Source organism: Tunturiibacter gelidiferens (assembly GCF_013410115.1).
Lineage (GTDB): Bacteria > Acidobacteriota > Terriglobia > Terriglobales > Acidobacteriaceae > Edaphobacter > Edaphobacter gelidiferens.
This window is the reverse complement of record NZ_JACCCV010000001.1, coordinates 2,544,980-2,567,734: the sequence shown is the minus strand read 5'-3', so window position 1 is coordinate 2,567,734 and position 22,755 is coordinate 2,544,980. Positions and strand designations below refer to the sequence as shown.

Sequence of the window (22,755 nt, the reverse complement as noted above, 5' to 3'; positions counted from 1 at the left end):
GTTCCATGGATCTTTTTCCTATCTTTCTGAAGATTGCTGCCCGGCCATGCGTCGTGGTTGGGGCCGGAAATCTTGCTGAAGCCAAGATTGACTCCCTGCTGGCAGCCCACGCCAAGGTGACGGTGATTGCGCCGGAGGCCCGTCCTCGCGTCGTTGAGATGGCGGCAGCAGGCGAGATCGAATGGCTGCGCCGAGATTACATTGCAGGCGACCTATCGGGGCAGTTCCTGGTGGTCGCCGCGACCAATAATCCTGCGGTAAACAGAGCCATCTTTGCGGAAGCGATCGAGAACGACATCCTCTGCAATGCAGTGGACGATCCACCGTTCTGCGATTTTTATTTTCCTTCCGTGGTGCGGCGCGGCGATCTACAAATCGCTATTTCGACCGCAGGGGCCAGTCCTGCGCTGGCCCAGAGGCTGCGCAAAGAGATCAATGCGCAACTGCCGCTCGACGTTGGCGACTGGCTTACCGACCTCGGTAATCTGCGGCGCGAGGTGACACAGGTAGAGCCGCTAAATGAAGAACGGAAGTTGCTGCTTCACCAACTCGCGCAGCGTGAGGTATGCGGTTATGAGGCCTGCCCGTCTCGTTTGATTGCCCGCGAACATGCTTTGAAGAATCCATTACCTGAGAAGAAATCGTGAATGTTGCTGCCCAGCCTGGAACCGTCTACTTAGCAGGTGCAGGACCCGGTGATCCGAACCTGCTTACACTTTGGGTCCTTCGGCTGCTTGAAACCGCAGATCTGATCCTGCCTGATGATCTGGTCTCTGCTGAGATCTTGTCGTTGGCCCACGCCGGGGCTGAGGTTATTCCGGTCGGGAAGCGATGTGGGCAGCCTCGTATTACACAAGCCGAGATTCACGTTCTTATGCTGGAGGCGGCACAGGCCGGCAGGTCCGTGCTGCGGCTCAAGTCCGGCGATCCGCTGATCTTTGGGCGGGCGGGCGAGGAGATCGCTGCGCTGCGTGGGGCGAAGATTCCGTTCGAGATCGTCCCCGGCATTACGACTGCATTTGCTGCGGCCGCGAGACTAAAAACGCCGTTGACGGATCGTAGTGCAGCTTCAAAGTTGATTCTAGCTACGGCGCACCATGCAGCGGAGAAGTTGGAGTTGACGCCGAAGTGGGCGGGGGCTCTTCCTAAGGACGCTACTCTTGTGATCTACATGCCGGGCCGCAGATTTCGCGTGTTGGCTGAGGATCTTATCTCCTCCGGGATCGCCGGCGAGACACCGTGTGTTGCGATCAGCAAGGCGACCACTCTCGATGAGCATGTTTACAGTACGACTCTTGCCCGACTCGACGATGGGGCTGTTGGTCCAGCGCCGGTAATCCTGCTGATTGGCAATGCCATTCAGGTACCGTAGCAGGTCACAGGCAGTTGAGAGACAATCTTAGGCTTTGAATCTGCGGCGAATCGCACCGGCTGCGCCGACTACTCCGGTCAGCACGAGGACGTAGCTGGAAGGCTCTGGAACAACCGGAATCGTCGGAGGAGGCGCACTCGGGGTACCGGGAGTTCCAGGCAGCCCGGGTGTGCCGGGGGTTCCGGGGGTTCCGGGGGTTCCGGGAGTTCCGGGTGTACCGGGAGTTCCGGTGGTACCGGGAGGAACCGTCACCCCTTTTCCGGGAGTGCCGGGTCCGACTCCACCGCCGCCGAAGCCTGGGAAGTAGACGGGTGGGCCGCCTTGCGATGGAGTCTCCGGGGAGACACCTTCATAGGAAGGAGGAGGTGGAACGTCATTGGCGGCAACCATCTCGCCGAGACCGGATGGCAGCAGATCTATACCGTCGTTGGGACGGAGTTCGGAGTGGAAGGGAACAGGTGTCTCCTCTGCCACGAGAGGCTCATCGCCGCCACCGTCGGGTAGAACGCCGCACGCCAGGTTGATGCGGTGGAGCGTCTGCGGGCGGGTCATGCGGGGACCACTTGCGACGGCAGGAACAAGCTTCGGCTTCGGCTGAACCTGGATCTTGCCCTGGGCGTACAGCTTGGCGCGACGCTTTGCAGCAGCGATGCGCTGGAGCTGACGGGAGTGCGCCAGTTCGTGGCGATAAGCGACAAACCACCGCTCGCAGTCGGTCGATGCGCTTACGCATGATGCAGATACACTGACAAAGATCACCAGAAGCAGAAGATAGGCAAAGCGACGCATAGTTCACCCTAGGGAAGTTCTCGTCCTTGTAATAAGGCTTGGACGAACGTTGATGCTAGTGCAATCAGTGGGCCAAAGCAGATGAATTCGTTCAACCTGCTAGATATTGCAGTATTCCAGTAAAACCTTTGCACAGTTGGGAATATATTACCCTGTACTAGGGAATTGTTTTCTCTTTTTCTCTCTTTTTATTTATCAAATGGGAGAATTCCATCAAGACCGATCCTCATTCTTCATAGATCAGGTCACGGCGTAGTTGTGTTGGACCACCAGTTGACCTCGGCCGATTTGAAAAAGAACGGTGCGTGGTGGTTCCGCAACTGTTTGCACCCCTGATTGCACGCCGACCACCAAATTGCGCTTGAACACAACATTTTCTCCAGTTTTGCGTTCTTATAAATCAGGATGCCGGGCCGTCTTCAAAGTACCGGATCCCGCAAGGCCACTGACGCCTGACGGCGTACTGGGCTTCGCTCAGGAGATTGAAATGCGCTTTCTACGCTACCTCGCTTTGCTCGCTATTCTGATCGTTCCGGCAGCGGCTTACTCCCACGCCCAAGTCTCAGTTGGCGTCGGCATTGGCGGCCCCGTATATGGAGGCTACGGCTATGCCGCGCCAGTATGCTCGTACGGATACTACGGCTACTACCCCTATGCCTGCGCTCCTTATGGCTACTATGGCCCGTCGTGGTTTAGCGGCGGATTCTTCATCGGTGCCGGTCCGTGGTATCGGGGTGGCTACTACGGATATCGTGGCGGCTATGGATACGGATATCGCGGCGGTTACGGTTACGGTTATCGTGGCGGTGTTGGATACCGCGGAGGCTACGGATACCGTGGCGGCTACGGCGGTGGATACCTCGGTGGCGGCTATGGCGGCGGATATCGTGGCGCCTCCGTTGGCGGATACCACGGTGGTGGAGGCGGAGGAGGCTTCCATGGCGGTGGTGGTGGTGGCGGATTCCACGGTGGCGGAGGCGGTCACGGTGGTGGTGGACACCGGTAACGGTTGGTACGTTGATACATAAAAAAGCGGCTGTGGGCTATATGCCCCAGCCGCTTTTCTTTAGCCATGAAGGACCGCATGTCTTCCGGTCGCTCCCTGTCAATTACTCCTATATGGTCTCAGGCCAGCCTGCTTTCGGCCTGCTTGGTTGCCTCGTAGATCTGATCAAAGGATTCGACGGCGTAGAGGATGGGCTGCATCTCGCTGGTCTGGAACTCCTGGTTGAGTACGGCGTCGAGGTTGAAGTCCTTGACCTCGCATCCTCCGGCGAGCACACGGGAGCACTCGCCGTGGGAGGAGATGAGGCCGCTGCCGTAGACCTTGATCTCGCCGTTCTGGCGGATGAGGCCGAACTCGACGGTGAACCAGAAGAGGCGGCCCATGCGCTCAAGCGCTTGGTGGTCGGTGAGGCGTGCGCAGACCTTGCCGTAGTGTTCGAGGAAGTCGGCGAAGACGGGGTGGGCGTGCATGGGGACGTGGCCGAAGACGTCGTGAAAGATGTCCGGCTCCGGGGTGTACTCCATGGAGTCGCGCGAGCGGAGCCAGGTGGTGGTGGGGAACATACGGGCCGCAAGCATCTCGAAGAAGGCGTCGGCGGGCAGGAAGCCGCTGACGGGGGTGGACTGCCAGCCGGTGCGCGGCTGGAGAAGAGCGCTGACCTCGGAGAGGTTGGGCAGCTGGTCTTCGCGGAGTCCGATCTGCTGGAAGCCGTCGAGATACTCCTGGCAGGCATGGTTGCGAAGCTGGGGCATGCGGCGGGTTACGAGTTCGCTCCAGACGGCGTGCTGCTCCGGGGTATAGTCCGCCCAGGTTTGTTCGATGAGGTAGGGTGCGGCGACGTTCAGCTTGCCTTGTGCCAGATTCAGCGTTGAGGTTGCGATTCCCATGGGTTGTGTACTCGGCTCCTTCTGCCAGCAGAAGAATACATCTTTATGACGACGATTGTGTCAGTCTGGGTACCTGGGCACCCCCCGGGGGGGTGGGGTATCTTGCGCGTAAAATACTTATTTTCAATAGCTTACGAGGGTCCATGCATGCAAAATATTCATTATAAAGGGGTTGCGGCTAAAATACTTTGTTTGAGCTACTTAGCGACGCCCATCCTTGCCGCCAATCCCAAATTCGCTCGCGTCTTTCTTCTGCCTTAAGTATAGCTGGCGGAGAGAAACTCATGCGCCACGTGGATCTCCTTTAGTGTCAACGAGTTAGGATGTTTTGGGACTTGACAGACGGGATCACCCTCGTGCGAAGAGATCACGCTAATGCAACGCATTGTTGTCTCGTGTGAAAGAGACCAGGGCACTAGAAACTGATCTTCAAAATCTGGCCGTTGTTACCGACGAACCATCCGGATTCGGGATTCGCAAAAGCGACTGCCCAATATCCGCTCACGGTCGGCAGTGCGATCCAGGTTTGTCCTTCATCCGGACTCCAGGCGGCTGCGCCGGAGGAGAAGTTCGGCTGAGTCTCAGTTGTGATCACCACACTGCGGTCGTGTTCATGGTCGAAGTCGTCGCGATGACGCCAATCGTCGTTGTGTTCAACGCCGCGCACATAGGCGAGACAGAAGATCGCTCCCGAAATGGGCGGTTTGGTGGTGAGGGTCCATTTTTGGCCGCCATTATCCGAGGTGGCCGCCTGCGTGGCGCTGTCGTTGGTCAAGTCGCCGCCACCTACAATGCCGTGCCATGGATCGCGGAAAGCTACCGAGAAGGCGCCAGCATTGGCGTTGCTCACAAATGGAATGTCATACGCATTCCAGGTGTAGCCGCCATCCCGAGTCGCCAGGATTCGAGCTATGCTTGAGCCGCCGGTGGCGATCCAGGCGTTTTGCCATCCTTCCGTAGTGATGCAGGTTCCGCTGGAGGAGAACGAAGCTTCGCCTGGCAGTGCAGGCGGCATATTGCGGGCGATGGAGTGCCAGGTTGTGCCATCGTTGGTGCGAATGTCGGGAAATACTCCGTTGACTGAGTCGCTGTGCGCGACGCCGCGATCAGGCCCCCAGAAGGCGAAGCAGTCATAGAAGGCGTTCGGCGTCTTATTCGTAAACTGAATGGTCCAGTGTGCGCCGGCGTCTTCGGTCTTGTAAATGCGAAAATCTCCGGTGTCATTGCCGATCGACATGAGATAAGCGACGCGATCGCTTACGCCCTGCACATCGCGAAATTGCAGACTTTCGGCTCCCGGCACTACGCCGGATCTCCAGGTCGAACCGCCGTCGGTCGTTACCACGTACGTACCGCCGGTCCCGGCTGCCCAGACGACGCGGGAGTTCACCGGACTGACGGCAATCAGCAGCTGCGTCGTGCCGCTCTGTTGCGGAACGAGAGTGGGTTGATGACCTTTCTTCCATGCGTCTTGTGCATACCCGCCAGTAGCGGCGGCAATCAAGAGAATGACCGACAGCAAACGCTTTGACATAGACTTCCTCCTTGAACCGCCGTTTCGAGCGTGATGAAGTATAGGAACGCTGCAGAAGCCGCGTCAAATTAGGACGCCTGACTACTGCGGGTGGGCGGACGGCGGTGAAGATCATCGAGTGTTGAAGCGAGAGTTATGGGTCGCGGTACTCGCGGCGCTTGAGTTCGCGCAGAGCCTGTTCGTGGCCTTGAAGCGCGGCCTGACGAATCCAATGGCGGGACTGAGTGTAGTCGTGCTCAACGCCCTGGCCGATGGCGTAGAGGTGGCCAAGCTGAAACTGGGCTTCTGCGTTTCCGTGATCGGCGGCCTTGCGATACCACGCGGCGGCCTGCGTGTGGCTGAGTGGAACGCCCTGGCCGGTGTAATAGAGGTCGGCCAGCTTCTGCTGGGCTTCGGGAAAGTTCTGAGTGGCGGCCAGGCGATACCAGTGGGCGGCTTCAAGGTCGCTTTGCTGGACCCCTTCACCCTTGCGATACATGAGGCCGAGGTTGTATTGGGCCCAAGCGAGGTTACTGTGGGCGGCGCGCTTGCACCATGCGAAGGCTTCAGGGAAGTTGGCGGCGGCGTAGAAGCGGAAGCTGAGGTTGGCCTGCGCGTAGGCATGTCCCTGCTCGGCGGCTTTGCGCTCCCAGTAGGCGGCCTGGGTGTTGTCTTGCGGGAGGCCCTGACCCGCGTCGTACATGGTGCTGAGGAGGTACTGCGACTCGGCGTGGCTCTGCTCGGCAGCGAGTTGGAAGCCGGCTGCGGCTGCGGTGAAGTTGCCGGCGTTGAAGTCGGTGACGGCCTGCCGGTAGTGCGGGTTGGAGGCGGCATTGGCGGCGTCGCGGCGGCCGCGGGCGATTATGCTGGAGCGCGTGGAATGGAGCGACAACGCGGCGCCGGTGGGGATGTGCTGCAGGCCGGCCTTGGGTCTATCGTCCATGGCCGCTATCTTCCGTGAGCGCTGATCTGGCGGTCGATAAGCTCGAAGCGGCGCTGGGCATCGGCGATTTGGTCACGAAGGCTGGTGGCGAGCTCGGTGAGGAAGTCGCGGTGTTCGCGGGCGGCGGCTTCGGCGTCGAGGTGAAGTTGAGCGATTTCGCTGGCGAGCAGCGTCCGCCTCTCGGCGTCCAAGGTGGCGATGTCGCGCTCGGCGTGCTGGAGCTGGCGCGTGATGCGGAGAAGCTCTGCGGCCGCACCTTCGCCGGCGATGGAGGCGTTGATTTCGCGGTGATCGTCGAGCAGACGCTGCAGGGTTTCGGTGTCGCCACGGCTGTACGCCTGGTTGGCGCGAGCCATCAGCAGGGTGAAGTGCTTCTGCTCGACGTCGTCGCGCGCGAAGTCGGGGTGGATGCGTTTAGCGACATCGCGGAAGAGGGTCTTGAGGCTGGGCGGTGGGTCGAACTCTTCGGCTTCGCGGGCATCGCCAAATGCGGCATCGTGGGTTTCCTGCGCGCGCTGGCGGGTTTCTTCGGCGTGGCGGCGGGCGGAGTCGGAGTCGTAGAGGTCGACTTCGCGCTCGGCGATGCGCGCTTCAAGGTCGTCGAGTTCGGCGTAGAGGATGCCGACCTGGCGGAGGTATCGACCTTCGAAGGTCTTGAGCTGGGCTCGGATTTGGGCAAGCTCGGATTCGCGCTCGGCGAGCGTGGTGCGAACGATGGCAAGTTGCTCTCGTTTGTCGAGGAGGGCGGCGTCTTCCGGGGTTTGCTGGAGAATGATTTCGGCTGGCATGCGGCTTCCCGTGAGGGGAAGTTCTAGTTTAGCTGAGCGGGGTTCTGCTTTTCGTAGAGGAGTGTCTCGAGAAGCCGGGCAGTGGCGAAGGTTTTCGGGGATTTCGCCCCGAACCTGAACAGCGTTGCCGCAGATGATGGTTGGTGCCGAGAGACGCGCGCGGACAATTTCTTCCGCGAACCGACCATCGGAGTGCCGGGTACGAACAGGGGCGGTGAGGGGTTTACATCTTGGCGCGGAGGGGTTGCGAGGGCTCGGTGTGCGGGGCCATCTGACCTTCGGCATCGCCCAGGTACTTCTTGAGCAGCTCGTGGTGGAGGCAATAGAGAGCCAGCTCGAGACGATCGGAGACGCCGAGCTTGTCGTAGACCTTGCGCAGGTAGTTCTTGATGACCTGCTCGGTGGTGCCGATCTGGTAGGCGATCTCTTTGTTGCGCATGCCGCGGGTGATGCAGCTGATGATGGCCAGCTCCTTTTTGGAGAGCTTGGGCTGGACTTTGGGGTCGGTGAGGCTGGTGGCCTGGGAGCGGTAGGCTTCGATGACCCAGCTGATGGACTGGTTGTCGATCCAGGTCTCGCCCTCGGCGATCTTGCGGACGCATTTGACGAGGAGATCGGGGGAGATGGAGCGGGGCACGACTCCGCGAACGCCGCGGCGGTAGAGCTCGACGGTGTTGGACTCGTCGGATTCGGTGACCTGGACGATGAGCTTGGCTTCGGGGGCCTGACGGACGAGCTCGGGGATGGCGTCGATGGTGCCGGAGATGAGCTGGCCCTCGAGGAGAACGACGTCGGTGGGGTAGCGCTGGAGAGCGGCGTAGAGGTTCTGGAGCGTTTCCACCTGGGCGACGACGCGGATGTCGTCTTCGAGCGCAAAGACCTTCTTCATTCCCACGCGATAGATCGCCTGCGAGTCTGCGAGGATGACACGAATTCCCGCGGTAGGAGTGGACTCCTCTTCTGGAAGGTCATCGTTGCTTCGGATTGGGTCAAAATTAACTACGGTCATAGATCAAGCCTTTAAAGAATATTCGTCGATCACAGCGGCGGCTTTTTTCGTTCCATTCTGCAAATAGTGGCGTACGACGCGGCCAATGCAATGAATGGTGACATCGTTTGCGGCGCCCATGACTGCAGCGGGCATTGCTATCGTGAACTCAATTCTGCTATCCACCCGCGGCAACTGATCACTTACAAAAAGCAGCCCATTGGCCGAGATGTTCTCGGTCATCGCGTCCAGTTCGCCGTTCTCCGTCTGCACCCTAATCGGGAGTCTCATAGGGAAACGTACTGCGGTACGAACTGGATTTTCCCCATTTGGCATCTGCCACTGAGCCACTCGACCTCCTCCGGACCTGAATTGCAGATAGGACATAAACGCGCAAACCCGCCAATGACTGACACTGTGGAGTTTACCCCAGCTTTTCCCAAGCGGCAGTTTTTTTATGAATACGAGGTTACCCCAATGGGCACAGCGCGGCAGAGCCACCTACCCAGAGCTGGTTGCGATTGTGGTCTACGCCCATCATCAGACCGCGACCGAGGCGGACGAGGGCGATGGCTGGCTGGAGGGCTTCGCCGTCGGGCCAGAGGTACATGATGCGGATCTCGGCCTGGGTGAGGCCGTGGGGAGTGACGATGACGGGCTCGAAGGAGACGCGTTGCTGCAGGAGGTATAGGTGGCGTTGGTCGGGGGGAATGGCGTTGAGGTCGTCGTCGGTGGGGGCGAACTGAATTCCCTTCCCTGCGAAGGAGTAGAGAGGTTTGAGGAGGAGTTTTTCGCGGTCTTCGGGGAGGCCTGAGAGAGATGGGCGGGCGTACCATTCGTCGAGGAATACGGCTTTGGGGACGGAGGGGTGGTCGAGGTACGGGAGCGAGAACTTGCTGATGCGGAAGTACCAGTTGGGATGGCCGGCCCACTCGACGTCGAGCTCGTCGCGGTAGTCGAAGGGGAGCTTGATGTTGTTGCGCTCGAGCTCGTCGACGATGGCGCGGTTGTAGATACGATGAATGGGGATCTCGCGGCCGTCGCGATGGTAGAAGAGACGATTGCCGCGTTTGATGAGGGTGGTGATGTCGACGGTGGCGATTCCGAGTTTGTCCTCGTAGATGTGGAAGTCAGGGAGAGTCTTCTGGTGGTCGGGGTCGATCTCGAGGAGGATTACGTTTTCGGGGGCGTGGTTGTTGAGGATTACTTTGCTGAGAAGCTGCCAGTAGGTCTGCTCGTTGAGGCCGCCGAGGTGCCAGCTGAAGGTGGGGTCGAGGTTGTAGGTTTCGATGTACTGGCGGCAGAGGATGTCCTGATAGCCGAAGATGGACGGGAAGGCCTGGAGTTCGACTAGCTTTGGGCTTAGGGTGCCGTCGGAGTTGCGGACGAGGCCGAAGTCTACGGTCATGAAGTTGGGCTGGGGGTTCTCGTTGGGCATGCGGTACTGTGCAGGGACGCACTGCTCGGAGGCCAGCAGGTAGGCGGGGTTGTCGAGAAGCTGATGGGTGAGCTGGGCTCCGGTTTGCGAGAACTCTTCCATGAGGGAGTTTGGTAAGAAGCAGGGCGTTTCGGCCACGCGGAAGTCTACGCTGGTTCGGGTGCGGCGGTTGAGGTGGGCGAGGAGTTCTTCGTATTTGGACGACGTGAACTGCGCGTTGAAGCGGTCGCGATAGGGCTGAAGCATGGGAGCTAGTGTAGCCGCTGTTCGGATTGTAAGGTGCAGGGATTGAGGGTTTGGCTGAGTTGGGTCGCGGATTTCAGCTAGGTGTTGCCGGCTGTCTGGAGTCGGTGCGGAAGATGCAGCTTGCCCAGACGATTAGCAGGGGGAAGAACTCCAGGGTATAGCGGGGTTCGGAGTTGTCGAGGGTGAGGAGCAAGGCGCAGCGCAGAACGAAGAAGGCTGTCATCGCACAGGCGAGTGCGTGGTAGGTCCCTGGGTTCTTTCGCCAGAGCCAGAGTCCGATGCCGCCCAGAAGAAAGTAGGCGAGGTTTAGCGCTGCGGAGGCATAGGCGAGAAGGGTCTTGCCGCGGTATTCATGCCAGTTCCACCAGTCGAGGCCGATTTGCATCATCTCGGGGCGCGGACGGAAGAGCATGTTCGCAAGACGGGCGACGGGGAGGGTGATGTAGTAACGGAGGGGGTGGGCTTGAATGCGCTGCTCGGCGAGGGCCTCGAAGCGCTGGTCGAAGGCGGGGGTGGCGTTGTTTTTCTCGTTGTAGGCGGATAAGAGAGCGGCGGTTCGTTCGTATTGGTCTTCGGAGTCGAAGGCCCGCGTGGGGAGGTCGTCGATGCGGAGGTCCGTGCTGTCGTAGTTCCAGTAGAACTGCTCGGTGGAGGCGAAGTCGATGGCCCAGGTGCGATACCAGTGCTGAAAGCCTGTGGGGACGTTTTCGCCGGGATCGGTCGCGTTGCGTGGGGCCAGCGGTTGGATGACGTGAAAAGTGCGCCAGTTTCTGATGGCCCAGGGTGCCAGCGGGAGCACGATGCAGATTGCCGAGACTGCGATGGGGCGGAGGCTTCGGAGGGAGAGACGGCGACCGGATTTTTGCCAGACGATCCAGATCATCGCCGGGACGACTGTGGCGGGAAGGAGGCCCTGCTCGGGACGGAGTAGAACGGAGTAGGCCATGGCGACGGTAATCGCGAGGAGCCACCGGTTGAACGCTGCGCCAGTGCTTTGCCAGCGCTCGAGGCTGTACCAGGTGAGGGCGATGGTGAAGAGGGTGAGGGTCTCGGTGAGCGGCGCCGCTGCGTAGATCGCGGTGAAGGGACATAAGACGACGAGCCACAGTGCGGCTTTGGCGGAACGGTGTCCGAAGAGTTTGCCCGAGAGCGCGGAGATCAGGAGGCAGGTGCCGAGATCGATCGCGCATTGAAGGTACATGATGGCGACGTAGCGGTCGAAGCCGAAGAGACGAAAGCAGACGGCGAGAAAGAGTGGGTAGCCTGGGAGGCGGATCAGCGTCGGCTTGGGGATGTCCTGCCCAAGGGTGAATCCATAGATGCCGTATTGGAGCCAGTTTTTGGCGATGCTTCCGTAGATGAGCGTGTCGCCTTCGACGCGGCCTGCATGCAGCACATACCAAAGGCGCAGGGTGAGCCCTGCTGCGAGCGGGAGCGCAGCCCAGAGAACTGTCCTCAGCTTTCCTTTGATCATGTCTTTTGCATCATACTGCTGCGGGAGGAGGTTCTCGCTGGATGCGTTGACTCAGGGGTTTGACCTGCATACGATGGGACACAGCCGCATGCGCAGAGTCGCCAGTACTACTCAATGAATAGACAAGTCTTCTACGATCCACAACGCAAGCGCTGGAAGCGGCTGCGCCGAATTTTTGACGTACTTGCCCTGTTGGGACTGGTGCTGGGGACTGTCTTTGTCATTGGCCTACTGAGGATGAAGCCTCTGCCGGAGCTGTTTCTGCAGGCGCAGAAGCGAAACTACCGGGCGCTGGCGAACCAGACGACTCCACTGTTGAAGCCGGGGCAGAAGCTGCACCGATCCGCCCATCGGAAGACCGATGTGAAACCGGGTGACGTTCCGTTGAACTCGGGCGAAGGTCTGCGCGCGGCCTACTACGTGGAGGATGATCCGGCGAGCTACTCCTCATTAAAGCAGCACATTGCCCAGGTTGACCTGCTGTTTCCTGAGTGGCTGCACGTGGTTACGACGAGCGGCGAGGTGGTCTCCTATACACAGGACAATCGTGCGTACGACGTGGTGGATAAGGCTGGGGTGCACCAAGTCGATCGCGAAGGCAAGGTTGCGCGAACCGTCGCGGCCAACCATGTGAACCTCGACATCTTTCCGCTGGTAAATAACTACGACCCGAGGCGAGGACTGTGGGTGCCGGAGATCGGCGGATTTCTTTCAAGCGACACGGCTCGAGCATCCTTCGTTCAACAGATTCACAATTTTCTGGCGGGAAACCCCAACTATCGCGGGCTGTCGCTTGACTTCGAAGAGATTCCGACGAACGCGCAGCCCGGCTTCAGAGCTTTGATTGCGGCGTTGTACGAGGACTTCCATCCGCGTAATCTGCGGCTCTACGTGAATACACCGGTAGGCGATGATGATTGGGATTTGAAGTTCATGGCGGACCACTCCGATGGTTTGCTGCTGATGAACTATGACGAGCACCAGACCGACAGCGGGCCAGGGCCGATCGCTTCGCAGGACTGGTTCATCGACAACCTGAAGAACGTGCTCAAGACGGTTCCTAAGGAGAAGATCATCTGCGCGCTGGGTAGCTACGGCTATGACTGGACGACAGCGCTGCCTCCGCCGGAGCCTGTAGGCAAGCCGGGAGCGAAGAAGGTAGCGCCGAAGAAGAAGGCGGCTCCTGAAAAGATTTTGTCCGCGCATGACCTTTCGACGCAGGATGCCTGGCAGGCGGCATCGGACTCCGACTCTCAGATTGATCTCGACGACGATTCGATGAACGTGCACTTTGCGTACGACGACGAGGACGCCCAGGTTCGTCATCAGGTGTGGTTTCTCGACTCTGTCACGATGTTGAACCAGATGAGGGCGGCGCGCGAGTTGGGCATCCAGACGTATGCGCTGTGGCGCCTGGGCTCGGAAGACAACTCCATGTGGAAGATCTGGGATCATCCGCAGCATTCGGATCCGGTGAAGGATCTGGCGCAGGTTGAGCCTGGGTACGACGTCGATACGGAGGGTCAGGGCGACATTCTTCGCGTGACGCGTAAGCCGCAGGTTGGGGATCGCGTGGTGACGCTGGATGATGATGACTCCGTGCCACTGGAGTACCGGATGGTCACGCAGGAGTCGATGCAGTCGTACCCGCTCTCGTACACGGTCGAGCAGTATGGCTATAACGACAAGAAGGTTGCGCTTAGCTTCGACGACGGGCCTGATCCGGAGTGGACGCCGAAGATTCTGGACATCCTGAAGAAGTACAACGTGAAGGGTACGTTCTTCATGATTGGCGAGGTGGCCGAAGACTACGTAGGTGTGATGCAGCGTGTCTTTCGCGAGGGCCATGAGATCGGCAATCACACGTGGTCTCATCCGGACATCAGCGAGATTTCGAACCGGCAGGTGGATCTGGAGTTGAACCTGACGGAGCGGTTATTTGCGTCGAAGCTTGGGGTGCAGCCGCTTTACTTCCGTCCTCCTTATTCAATCGACCAGGAACCGGATACCAATGATCAGGCTGCGCCGGTGGAGAAGATTCAGGGCCTGGGCTATGTGATCGTCGGCAACAAGATCGACACGAATGATTGGGATGAACATCCGCGGAAGTCTCCGCAGGAGATTACCGATAGCGTCTTTCAACAGATCGAGGACATGAAGACGAAGCCGTGGAATCGGGGCTCGGTAATTCTGTTGCATGATGGCGGAGGGGACCGTTCGGCAACGATTGCAGCATTGCCTGTGCTGATCGAAGCCCTGAAGGCTAAGGGATACCAGATCGTTCCGGTGTCGGAACTGGTGGGTAAGACGCGTGCTGAGGTAATGCCGGAGTTGACGCCGCATCAGCGCTGGCAGGCTCGCGCCGATTCGCTCACATTCTTTTTTTATAGTTTCTTCCACTATTTTGTGGTGGGTGTGTTCTTCGTCGGCGACATTCTGATGAGTGCGCGGTTGATCATCATCGGCGTATTCGCGATCATCGACCGTTTTCGGAAGAGAAAGAATTTTGCGACGCCGGAGTATCAGCCGAGGGTTGCGGTGCTGATTCCTGCGTACAACGAAGAGAAGGTGATCGTTCGGACGATTCGCTCGGTGATGATGTCGACCTACAAGAACATTCGCATTATCGTGATTGACGATGGTTCGAAGGACAATACGTTTGATGTGGCGCGCGAAGCTTATCCGGCAGATATCGCCTCGGGTCGGCTGACGGTGATGAGCAAACCGAACGGGGGTAAGGCGGATGCGCTGAACTATGCGCTGGAGCGGCTCGACGAGGAGATTTACGTCGGGATCGATGCGGATGGAGTGATTGCGCATGATGCGATTGCGAGGCTGGTGCCGCACTTTGCGAATCCGAAGATCGGGGCGGTGGCGGGCAATGCGAAGGTCGGCAATCGGGTGAATCTGTGGACCCGGTGGCAGGCGCTTGAGTACATCACGAGCCAGAACTTCGAGCGGCGCGCGCTGGATTTGTTTGATGTCGTTATGGTGGTTCCGGGTGCGATTGGAGCGTGGCGGACTGCGCCGGTGAGGGCTGGCGGAGGGTACCACTCAAACACTGTGGCAGAGGACGCCGACCTTACGATGAACCTGCTCGAGCAGGGGTACTGCGTGATCTACGAGGATCAGGCACTGGCGTTTACTGAGGCTCCCGTGAATGCAGATGGACTGATTCGGCAGCGATTCCGGTGGTCGTTCGGGATCTTGCAGGCAATCTATAAACACAAGGGCGCTATCAGCAAACACAGGGCGATGGGACTGTTTGCGTTGCCGAATATTCTGATCTTCCAGATTGTTCTGCCGCTGGTGTCGCCGCTGATTGATTTGATGTTTGTGGTTGGCGTCTTTCACTACATCATCGATAAACACTTTCATCCGGAGACGGCCTCGACGGATAGCTTCTACAAGCTGCTGGCCTTCTTTGCGGCGTTCCTGGTAATCGATTTTGCGGCTTCGGCGCTGGCGTTTGCGCTGGAACGAAAGCATCCGGCGAGCAAGGGCGATGGATGGCTGCTATTCCATATCTGGATTCAGCGGTTTACGTATAGGCAGCTGTTTTCGGTGGTGCTGTTCAAGACGGTGAAGCGCGCGATCGACGGAAAGCCGTTTAATTGGGACAAACTGGAACGGACGGCGCAGATGTCGAAGGCAACGGAGAAGCTTACGGAAGGCGCTTAGCTGATTTTGAGCGGTTCCATCGAACTCTTTGTGCAGTGCATCCAATAGGAGACGCACTGTGATTATCCCTATCTCACGAGCGACGAGGGAGTAAGACTCGCGCTAGAATCGACGCGTTATGGCTACTATGAATCTCACGCACTCCGCCCCGGCGACCTCGCCGAAGACACTATTTTCCAACGAGCCGTTTGTTGACTTTTCAACGGCTGACAACAAGCGAAAGATGCAGGAGGCGCTGACACAGGTCGAGAGCGAGCTTGGCCGCGAGTATGACATTGTCATCGGCGGAAAGCGTTTGAAGACTGTGGGCAAGATCGTCTCGAAGAATCCGGCGCGTCCGGCTGAGGTGATTGGGATTCATCAACGCGCCGCTGCGGAGCATGTGGAGGGCGCGATGAAGGCGGCGCAGACTGCGTTCCTGAGTTGGAGCAAGGTGCCTGTGACCGAGCGGGCTGCGCTGCTGTTTCGTGCGGCGGCGTTGATTCGCGAGCGCAGCTTTGAGTTTTGCGCCTGGCTGACGTTCGAGGTGGGTAAGAACTGGGGCGAGGCAGACGCGGATGTGGGCGAAACGATCGACTTTCTGGAGTTCTATGGGCGCGAGGCGCTGCGGCTGAATGAGGCGAAGACGCCGATTCAGTTTCCGGGGGAGCGGAATCAGCTGCGGTATATCCCGTTAGGCGTGGGTGCGGTGATTCCACCTTGGAACTTCCCTTTCGCGATCATGGCGGGGATGACGGCGGCTTCGATTGTGACCGGGAACACGGTGATCTTGAAGCCCTCGGTGGATGCACCTACAATTGCGGCGAAGTTTTTTGAACTACTGGAAGAGGTGGGGCTACCGGATGGTGTTGTGAACCTTTGTCCCGGTGAGGGGCCTGAGTTTGGGAGTGAGGTTGTAGCGCATCCGCAGACGCGGTTTATTGCGTTTACGGGATCGAAGGCGGTGGGGCTGGAGATTCATGAGCGTGCGGCGAAGACACAGCCGGGGCAGGTGTTCATCAAGAGAACGATTCTGGAGATGGGCGGGAAGGACTCGATCATCGTTGAGGCGGACTGCGATCTGGACGCTGCGGTGGATGGTGTGGTGGCCAGCGCGTTCGGGTTCAATGGGCAGAAATGCTCCGCCTGTTCGCGGGCGATCGTTGCGGCGGATATCTATGATGTGTTCTGCGATCGGCTGCAGGAGCGGGTGGCGAAGATCAAGACGGGTGATCCGGCGGAGAACGTTTATACCGGGCCGGTGATCAGTGAGAAGGCGTACCGCAAGACGCTCGATTACATTGAGATCGGCAAGAAGGAAGGTACTGTGCTGAACGGTGGTCACGCAATCGAAACGGCGGAGGGCGGGTATTACATCGCTCCAACGGTGATTGCGGATGTGGCTCCGACGGCGCGGATTGCGCTTGAAGAGATCTTTGGGCCGGTGCTGGCGGTGATCAAGTCGAAGAGCTTCGACGATGCGCTGGGGATTGCGAACAACACGGAGTATGGGCTTACGGGGGCTATCTACACGGGTTCGCGGGAGAAGCTGGATCGGGCGCGCGAGGAGTTCCACGTTGGCAATTTGTACTTCAACCGGAAGTGCACCGGTGCCATGGTTGGTGCTCACCCGTTCGGTGGGTTCAATATGAGCGGGACTGATTCGAAGGCAGGTGGTCCCGATTATCTGCTGCTGTTTACGCAGGCCAAGAGTATTGCGGAGAAGATTGGGCATGCGAGTGCGGCGGATGAGAAACAGAGCGAGCAGATGGGGATGTAAAGACGGGGGCCTCGGACCTGTGAGAAGGAAATCCACCCGCGAGAACACGTCCGGTTAGACCGCGACTACTCCCGCTGTCCGCATTGTTCCCGCTGTCCGCACTGTGGCGCGGTGTACGGAATCGAGTCTGGTATCTGTGCCTTGGTCATGGCGGGCCCCAATGATATCGCCTGCTATGTGGTTGCAGTGAGTGTGCTGCACAAATCTGTGGATTATAGTTCTCTAAGGAGAGATCGCATGAAAGCAGCAAGCAAAGTAGCACTTGCCCTCGTTCTCATCGTGTCCCCGATTCATGCGAAGGACAAACGTCCTCCGCTCCCGGCCAGCGTGATAGCTGCAAAAACCGTGTACATTGACAATCAAACGGGCCACTCAGAGATTACAGACCGTGCCTACGATGCATTAAGTAAGTGGGGGCGATTCAAAATCTTGAAGGACGCAAAGGACGCCGATTTGGTCCTTCGGTTCACAGCAAACACCAATGGCAGACCCACCCCACCAGGCAATGATATAGACGTATCGCCTACCCCCGTAGTTTTCTCTGTACGCGACCAAGCTAATAATGAACTCTGGTCTGTATCTAAGGACAAGCCGTTTCATAGTCAAACGCGCCTAGATATTGATGAGTTCAAAAAACGAATTGAAGAACAAGAAAAAGGCAATTAGGCTTTGCAAAGCCTACTGCTACAACTTGACGCTGTTCTGCTGATTATCCTGCGGCTGTCAGGCAGACTTCATCTGGATGAGATGGCCGGCCTTGGCCGCAGCTTCGGCGAGGACGCGGTGGTGGATGGTGAAGAGGGCCAGTTCGAGCCGGTCGGAGACGCCTGACTTGTCGTAGATGCTGCGGAGATAGTTCTTGATGACCTGCTCTTTGGTGCCGAGCTGTTGGGCGATGTCTTTATTCTTGCAGCCCTGAACGATCAGCGCGACGATCTGCATCTCTTTCGGAGTCAGCCGGTCGCGGACGCGCGTACCGACGCTGTCGGAGCTTTGCATGGTGGTGACGTTGGCGCGCTGCACAAAGCGCTGGCCGCGAGCGACGCGGCGGATACAGTCGACCAACACGCTGCCGGCGACGTTGCGGTGGAGAATCCCGTCGAAGAGCACAGCGATCTCTTCGGGCACGAGTTCGGCGTTCTCGGCGATCAGAACGGTCCGGCTGCCTGCCGCCTGGGTGCGGGCGAGAAGATCCTTCAGTTCCAGACGCAGGCTGGAGGAGAGGAGCACGACCGAGCCGCGCAGCCCGTCGACGGCGGCGAAGAGCTTGGGCGCGTCCTCGCACTGGGCGACGATCCGCATGTCTTCCTCGAGCGACAGCATTCTGGCTGCGCCTGCGCGGAAGATTGCCTGGTTATCAGCGAGAATAATTCGGTTCATAAGTGTCGTAATCTCCTGCCGGGCGCAAACGACCCGCAATCCCTCTGGCTATTCCCTTATCGGTGGATTGCAGCGGAGAAGAGGCAATGTCTTCAATTCGGACAACTTGGGCCGTCGATGCCACTTTGGAGGGAGAAACTCTGCCATCCGGGCAAGTAACTTTCTGAACCTTGCGGGCATTAACCACAATCGAATCATACGTGGAGTGTCTCAAAGCTCGTCAACGAAGTATAAAGGGATATGCCTAAGCCTATTTTGCTAGCTATCGATGACGACACCAGCGTGCTGGAAGCGGTGGTCCAGGACCTGCGCCGTCACTACGGTCAGGACTATCGCATCGTCCGTGCTGCCTCCGGCGCTGCTGCCCTGGATATCTGCCACCAGCTAAAGGAAAGAAAAGACACGGTCGCGCTGTTTCTCTCCGACCAGCGTATGCCGGGAATGACCGGGGTTGACTTTCTCCAGCAGGCGCTGTGCATCTATCCCAACGCAAAACGCGTTCTGCTGACGGCCTATGCCGACACGGAAGCGGCAATTCGAGCCATTAATTCGGCCAAGATTCATTACTACCTGAACAAGCCCTGGGATCCGCCGGAGGAGAAGCTCTATCCGGTGCTCGACGATCTGCTGGGAAGCTGGAAGGAAGGCTACAGGCCGCCGTTTGAGGGGATTCGAGTCGTAGGGGTGCGTTGGTCGGCGATGGACCATGCGGTCCGTGACTTCCTTTCGCGCAACCGTATTCCCTACCAGTGGTTGAACCCGGAGACGAATCCGGACGCGCTTGCGCTGCTGAAGGAAAAGGGCATCGACGATACCAAACTGCCGGTCATCTTGTTTGGAGATGGCACGGCGCTGGTGCAGCCGACTTCGACGGAGATGGCCAATAAGGTCGGGCTTCGCACCCAGGCTCAGCAGGAGTTCTACGATGTGGTCGTGGTAGGCGCGGGTCCTGCGGGGCTTGCGGCGGGCGTGTATGGGGCCTCTGAGGGGCTGCGGACGCTGGTGATCGAGGCAGCGGCGCCTGGCGGACAGGCCGGCTCCAGCTCGAAGATCGAGAACTACCTGGGCTTTCCGGAGGGACTCAGCGGCGAGGAGTTGGCCAAGCGAGCCTTTCTGCAGGCGAATCGGCTCGGAGCCGAGTTCCTTACGCAGAAGGTCTCCTGCATCCGCGCCGAGAATCAGTACCGCATTCTTACGATGGCGGATGGGCAGGAGGTGACCTGCCATGTGTGCCTGCTGGCTACAGGTGTCGACTACTGCAAGCTGGATGTGCCGGGAGCAGACAAGTTGAGCGGAGCGGGGGTCTATTACGGCGCGGCGCTGACCGAGGCGATGTCGTGCAAGGAAGAGGCCGTCTACATTGTGGGCGGAGCGAACTCGGCCGGGCAGGCTGCTATGCATTTCTCCCGTTATGCCGATCATGTTCACATGCTGGTCCGCGGGAAGTCGCTCGAAAGCAGCATGTCGAAGTACCTGATCGACCAGATCGAGGCGACCCCGAATATCACGGTCGAGACCGGTACAGAGGTCGTTGCGATGGGGGGAGAGACTCACCTGGAGTGCCTGACTCTCAAGACACCTCGCGGAGAAGAGGCTCGACAGGCCAGTTCCCTGTTTATCTTTATCGGCGCGGCGCCGAAGACGGACTGGATGCCTGCGGAGCTCTGCCGCGACAGCAAGGGATTCATTCTTGCCGGTCCTGATTTGAAGGCGCAGTCGCCCAAGTCGTGGAAGCTGGAGCGCGACCCTTATTTGCTGGAGACGAGCGTTCCCGGCATCTTTGTCGCGGGCGATGTACGATTCAACTCGGTCAAACGATGCGCATCCGCCGTAGGCGAAGGTTCGATCGCAATCCAGTTTGTGCACCAGTATTTAGCTACGCTTTGAAAGGCAACCAACCAATAACCCGATGAGCGAACAAACCCAAATCGTCCAAAGTCACGTCATGGAAAAAGTCAGTGAGGATCTAGTCGCGCTTCTGCGCAAGGTTCCCATTCTGTCCTCGTTGCGAGATGACGAGCTGCATTGTCTTGACGGCGTGCGGGACTTCCACATCGGTAAGGGCGAAGTCGTCACACGGCAGGGTGAGCTGGCGCACTCCTTCTGGATACTGCTTGACGGCGAGCTTCGAGTGAGTCAGAAGACAGCCGAACAAAATGAATTCACTGTGGCTAAGATCGAAGCCGGCAGCGCCTTTGGAGAGATGGCACTGTTGACCAACGTTCCGAACCTCGGGAGCGTCGAGGCGACGACGCCAAGTCACCTGCTGGAGCTCGACGAAGAGCAGTTCTGGGGTTTGATGACCAGTTGCCCGCAGGTTCGGAAGGCAATTCTGGGCAACATGGCATATCGCTTTCAAAAGCTTCAGAGTACGACGGTACAGCAGGAGAAGATGGCGTCGCTGGGGACGCTCGCTGCGGGTTTGATGCATGAGTTGAATAATCCCGGCTCTGCCGCGCGCCGTGCCGCGTCTCAGCTGCGCGACAATCTAATGCGAATGCATGAGCTGTCTCTCAAGTTCAAAGAGCGCGATCTCTCGAAAGAGCAGAAGCACTGCATGTTCGATATGCAGAAGCAGGCGCTTGCCATGAAGCAACCGTTGATGATGAACTCGCTGGACCAGAGCGATGCCGAAGAGGCGTTGGCGGAGTGGATGGAGTCAGCCAACATCGAAAACGCGTGGAAGATGGCTCCTACGCTGGTCTCGATCGGCATGAACGCGGCTGAGTTGGAGCGCGTGAAGAACGACTTTGACGGACCGTTGCTGGGAGAGGCACTGGGCTGGCTGGAGGCGATGGCCTCAAGCATGCAGTTGGTAGGCACCATCGAGGAGAGTATCGGGCGAGTTACGGACCTGGTGCACGCCGTCAAGTCGTACGCCTATGAAGGCAAGGGCCAGAAGCAGACGATCGACATCAACAACAGCATTCACGCGACGCTAATCATTCTCGGACATAAGCTGCGCGAAAAGGAGATTGTGCTCGAGAAGAACTTCGCCACGGATCTTCCTCCGCTGCATAGCGAGTGCACGGGACTGAACCAGATCTGGACGAATCTACTGGACAATGCGATCGACGCGGTGCCGCAGCACGGACGGATCAGCGTGCATACCTGGGCGGAGAATTCGAAGACGGACGCGAAGAATCCACACATGGATCTCTGCATTAGCGTGAGCGACAACGGCTCGGGCATTCCGCTGGAGAGCCAGGAACACATCTTCGATCCCTTCTACACAACCAAGCCGGTGGGCGTGGGAACAGGGATCGGTCTGGGCATCGTACAGCGCATCGTCGACCAGTACCATGGGGTCATCCGCTTCAGCTCCGAACCCGGCAATACAGAGTTTGTTGTGCGACTTCCGAGCGACAACGAATAGAAATCGCTGCTGGTTAAGATCCGTCGACGACGACAACATTTTTCATTGAGTAGCGTTTACTCCTTCGAACGTGCGCCCACCGATGGTTGCGCGCGAACAGAATTGTGAGGACGCTATGAAGCTCTCTTATTTTGCTCTACCTGTTGTCACCGCCGCCTGTCTGCTGACGGCTGGCTGCGCGTCACACACCGCCTACTACGCCCCGCCACCACCTCCTCCGCCAGCCGGCTACACCAGCGTTCCTCCGCTGATCGCAAGGGCAGATCAGGTGGGGTTTCGCTCGGGCAACGAGGACGGAGCGCGCGACTCTTACAACGGCTTCGGCTACCATCCGCAGCATGATCGGAAGTTTCACACCACTCCTGGTTACGACTCCGCGCTCGGACCCTTTGAGCCTTATCGCGATGCGTTCCAGAGAGCCTACCTGCGCGGCTACGACCAGGGATTTCATCGCGGGTAGCCGCGTGCGACGGGTGATCTGCTCGAGTCGTATGATCGATGCAGGAGACCACCTTGCCGCTGACACCTTTTCACATTGCCTTTCCAGTCGACGACCTGGACGCTGCCCGTAGTTTTTATGGAATCACCCTTGGCTGTGCGGAGGGCCGCAGTTCGGCGCAGTGGATCGACTTCGATCTCTTCGGCCACCAGATCGTCGCGCATCTGAAGCCCGGCTCCTCGAACGGCAAGGCTCACCACAATCCCGTCGACGGACACGACGTTCCAGTTCCTCACTTCGGTGTGGTGCTTCCGATGGAGACGTGGGAGACCCTTGCTGAGCGGCTTCGGCGTGCGGGGGTCACGTTTGTGATTGAACCGTACATTCGCTTTAAAGGGGAAGTGGGAGAGCAGGCTACGATGTTCTTTCTAGACCCTGCAGGCAATGCGCTTGAGTTCAAGGCATTCGCGGACATTGGACAACTCTTTGCGAAGTGATCAATCGGACAGCTTCGCGCGAAACACTGAGAAGTTCCTGTTTGCCTGGCAGTTGGGTAGCGTTGGCCCCAAAAAGCGCGAAAGCCCTTACCTATAACGTTTTAGTTCATATAGACTCTCTAACGGTCAGTAAACAAGCGACGGTCTGTTATTGGGAGACCGTCGCCACTCAGCTTGAA

20 protein-coding genes are annotated in these 22,755 nt (G+C 58.6%); 10 read left to right on the top strand and 10 right to left on the bottom strand.

The window, feature by feature from the left end:
• Positions 1-5 precede the first annotated feature (5 nt).
• Both HDF12_RS10890 and cobA read left to right on the top strand, forming a co-directional pair.
• The gene (locus HDF12_RS10890) at positions 6-647 is read left to right on the top strand and encodes a precorrin-2 dehydrogenase/sirohydrochlorin ferrochelatase family protein (protein WP_179582828.1); all 642 of its coding nucleotides are present in this window, start codon (positions 6-8) and stop codon (positions 645-647) included.
• Entirely contained in the window at positions 644-1,372 is a 729-nt protein-coding gene (gene cobA, locus HDF12_RS10885; RefSeq protein WP_179582826.1) for a uroporphyrinogen-III C-methyltransferase, read from the top strand. The genes HDF12_RS10890 and cobA overlap by 4 nt, the downstream gene beginning before the upstream one ends.
• Positions 1,373-1,399: 27 nt before the next feature.
• On the opposite strand, the gene HDF12_RS10880 is transcribed toward cobA, so the two are convergent.
• Positions 1,400-2,161 (bottom strand): PEP-CTERM sorting domain-containing protein, encoded by a 762-nt coding sequence (locus HDF12_RS10880; protein ID WP_179582824.1) that lies wholly within the window; start codon positions 2,159-2,161, stop codon positions 1,400-1,402.
• A gap of 487 nt (positions 2,162-2,648) precedes the next feature.
• On the opposite strand from HDF12_RS10880, the gene HDF12_RS10875 reads away from it, so the two are divergent.
• Positions 2,649-3,167 (top strand): hypothetical protein, encoded by a 519-nt coding sequence (locus tag HDF12_RS10875; RefSeq protein ID WP_179582822.1) that lies wholly within the window; start codon positions 2,649-2,651, stop codon positions 3,165-3,167.
• Positions 3,168-3,286: 119 nt separating this feature from the next.
• Here HDF12_RS10875 and HDF12_RS10870 read toward each other — a convergent pair whose 3' ends face one another.
• The 8 genes from HDF12_RS10870 to HDF12_RS10835 all read right to left on the bottom strand — a co-directional run bounded on the left by HDF12_RS10870 (position 3,287) and on the right by HDF12_RS10835 (position 11,444).
• On the bottom strand, positions 3,287-4,054 hold the full coding sequence (locus HDF12_RS10870) for a phenylalanine 4-monooxygenase (protein WP_179582820.1): 768 nt from the start codon (positions 4,052-4,054) through the stop codon (positions 3,287-3,289).
• 415 nt (positions 4,055-4,469) lie between these two features.
• Positions 4,470-5,588: a beta propeller repeat protein gene (locus HDF12_RS10865; protein WP_179582818.1), complete on the bottom strand. Its 1,119-nt coding sequence runs from the start codon at positions 5,586-5,588 to the stop codon at positions 4,470-4,472.
• Between the two features lie 133 nt (positions 5,589-5,721).
• Complete coding sequence (locus HDF12_RS10860; protein WP_179582816.1) at positions 5,722-6,510, bottom strand: tetratricopeptide repeat protein; 789 nt, start codon at positions 6,508-6,510, stop codon at positions 5,722-5,724.
• 5 nt (positions 6,511-6,515) lie between these two features.
• The gene (locus tag HDF12_RS10855) at positions 6,516-7,298 is read right to left on the bottom strand and encodes a coiled-coil domain-containing protein (RefSeq protein WP_179582814.1); all 783 of its coding nucleotides are present in this window, start codon (positions 7,296-7,298) and stop codon (positions 6,516-6,518) included.
• A gap of 223 nt (positions 7,299-7,521) precedes the next feature.
• Positions 7,522-8,307, bottom strand: coding sequence for a response regulator transcription factor (locus tag HDF12_RS10850; protein ID WP_179582812.1), 786 nt, complete (start codon positions 8,305-8,307; stop codon positions 7,522-7,524).
• Between the two features lie 3 nt (positions 8,308-8,310).
• A complete protein-coding gene (locus HDF12_RS10845; protein ID WP_353071148.1) occupies positions 8,311-8,637 on the bottom strand; it encodes a PilZ domain-containing protein in 327 nt (108 codons plus the stop codon).
• A 118-nt stretch (positions 8,638-8,755) separates the two neighbouring features.
• Positions 8,756-9,970: an ATP-grasp domain-containing protein gene (locus HDF12_RS10840; protein WP_179582810.1), complete on the bottom strand. Its 1,215-nt coding sequence runs from the start codon at positions 9,968-9,970 to the stop codon at positions 8,756-8,758.
• 73 nt (positions 9,971-10,043) lie between these two features.
• Positions 10,044-11,444 carry an ArnT family glycosyltransferase gene (locus tag HDF12_RS10835; RefSeq protein ID WP_218892349.1) on the bottom strand — a complete coding sequence of 467 codons (1,401 nt, stop codon included), beginning with the start codon at positions 11,442-11,444 and terminating at the stop codon, positions 10,044-10,046.
• 114 nt (positions 11,445-11,558) lie between these two features.
• On the opposite strand from HDF12_RS10835, the gene HDF12_RS10830 reads away from it, so the two are divergent.
• From HDF12_RS10830 to HDF12_RS10820, 3 genes are all read left to right on the top strand, one after another.
• Positions 11,559-15,125, top strand: a complete 3,567-nt coding sequence (locus HDF12_RS10830) for a trifunctional glycoside hydrolase family 18/polysaccharide deacetylase/glycosyltransferase family 2 protein (RefSeq protein WP_179582808.1) — start codon at positions 11,559-11,561, stop codon at positions 15,123-15,125.
• Between the two features lie 118 nt (positions 15,126-15,243).
• Entirely contained in the window at positions 15,244-16,884 is a 1,641-nt protein-coding gene (pruA, locus tag HDF12_RS10825; RefSeq protein WP_179582806.1) for an L-glutamate gamma-semialdehyde dehydrogenase, read from the top strand.
• 237 nt (positions 16,885-17,121) lie between these two features.
• Positions 17,122-17,550: a hypothetical protein gene (locus HDF12_RS10820; RefSeq protein ID WP_179582804.1), complete on the top strand. Its 429-nt coding sequence runs from the start codon at positions 17,122-17,124 to the stop codon at positions 17,548-17,550.
• A gap of 57 nt (positions 17,551-17,607) precedes the next feature.
• Here the strand turns inward: HDF12_RS10820 and HDF12_RS10815 are convergent, their stop codons facing one another.
• On the bottom strand, positions 17,608-18,264 hold the full coding sequence (locus HDF12_RS10815) for a response regulator transcription factor (protein WP_179582802.1): 657 nt from the start codon (positions 18,262-18,264) through the stop codon (positions 17,608-17,610).
• Between the two features lie 240 nt (positions 18,265-18,504).
• On the opposite strand from HDF12_RS10815, the gene HDF12_RS10810 reads away from it, so the two are divergent.
• From HDF12_RS10810 to HDF12_RS10795, 4 genes are all read left to right on the top strand, one after another.
• Entirely contained in the window at positions 18,505-20,151 is a 1,647-nt protein-coding gene (locus HDF12_RS10810) for an NAD(P)/FAD-dependent oxidoreductase (RefSeq protein ID WP_179582800.1), read from the top strand.
• A 22-nt stretch (positions 20,152-20,173) separates the two neighbouring features.
• Positions 20,174-21,640, top strand: a complete 1,467-nt coding sequence (locus HDF12_RS10805; RefSeq protein ID WP_179582798.1) for an ATP-binding protein — start codon at positions 20,174-20,176, stop codon at positions 21,638-21,640.
• 115 nt (positions 21,641-21,755) lie between these two features.
• Entirely contained in the window at positions 21,756-22,100 is a 345-nt protein-coding gene (locus HDF12_RS10800; RefSeq protein ID WP_179582796.1) for a hypothetical protein, read from the top strand.
• 53 nt (positions 22,101-22,153) lie between these two features.
• Positions 22,154-22,576, top strand: a complete 423-nt coding sequence (locus tag HDF12_RS10795) for a VOC family protein (RefSeq protein ID WP_179582794.1) — start codon at positions 22,154-22,156, stop codon at positions 22,574-22,576.
• Positions 22,577-22,755: the final 179 nt, after the last annotated feature.

Coding starts and splice junctions, on each gene's coding strand:
- HDF12_RS10805 (WP_179582798.1), top strand. CDS start 20,174: ATGAGCGAACAAACCCAAATCGTCCAAAGTCACGTCATGGAAAAAGTC.
- HDF12_RS10860 (WP_179582816.1), bottom strand. CDS start 6,510: ATGGACGATAGACCCAAGGCCGGCCTGCAGCACATCCCCACCGGCGCC.
- pruA (WP_179582806.1), top strand. CDS start 15,244: ATGGCTACTATGAATCTCACGCACTCCGCCCCGGCGACCTCGCCGAAG.
- HDF12_RS10815 (WP_179582802.1), bottom strand. CDS start 18,264: ATGAACCGAATTATTCTCGCTGATAACCAGGCAATCTTCCGCGCAGGC.
- HDF12_RS10830 (WP_179582808.1), top strand. CDS start 11,559: ATGAATAGACAAGTCTTCTACGATCCACAACGCAAGCGCTGGAAGCGG.
- HDF12_RS10880 (WP_179582824.1), bottom strand. CDS start 2,161: ATGCGTCGCTTTGCCTATCTTCTGCTTCTGGTGATCTTTGTCAGTGTA.
- HDF12_RS10890 (WP_179582828.1), top strand. CDS start 6: ATGGATCTTTTTCCTATCTTTCTGAAGATTGCTGCCCGGCCATGCGTC.
- HDF12_RS10800 (WP_179582796.1), top strand. CDS start 21,756: ATGAAGCTCTCTTATTTTGCTCTACCTGTTGTCACCGCCGCCTGTCTG.
- HDF12_RS10840 (WP_179582810.1), bottom strand. CDS start 9,970: ATGCTTCAGCCCTATCGCGACCGCTTCAACGCGCAGTTCACGTCGTCC.
- HDF12_RS10870 (WP_179582820.1), bottom strand. CDS start 4,054: ATGGGAATCGCAACCTCAACGCTGAATCTGGCACAAGGCAAGCTGAAC.
- HDF12_RS10855 (WP_179582814.1), bottom strand. CDS start 7,298: ATGCCAGCCGAAATCATTCTCCAGCAAACCCCGGAAGACGCCGCCCTC.
- HDF12_RS10875 (WP_179582822.1), top strand. CDS start 2,649: ATGCGCTTTCTACGCTACCTCGCTTTGCTCGCTATTCTGATCGTTCCG.
- HDF12_RS10865 (WP_179582818.1), bottom strand. CDS start 5,588: ATGTCAAAGCGTTTGCTGTCGGTCATTCTCTTGATTGCCGCCGCTACT.
- HDF12_RS10835 (WP_218892349.1), bottom strand. CDS start 11,444: ATGATCAAAGGAAAGCTGAGGACAGTTCTCTGGGCTGCGCTCCCGCTC.
- HDF12_RS10850 (WP_179582812.1), bottom strand. CDS start 8,307: ATGACCGTAGTTAATTTTGACCCAATCCGAAGCAACGATGACCTTCCA.
- HDF12_RS10810 (WP_179582800.1), top strand. CDS start 18,505: ATGCCTAAGCCTATTTTGCTAGCTATCGATGACGACACCAGCGTGCTG.
- HDF12_RS10820 (WP_179582804.1), top strand. CDS start 17,122: ATGAAAGCAGCAAGCAAAGTAGCACTTGCCCTCGTTCTCATCGTGTCC.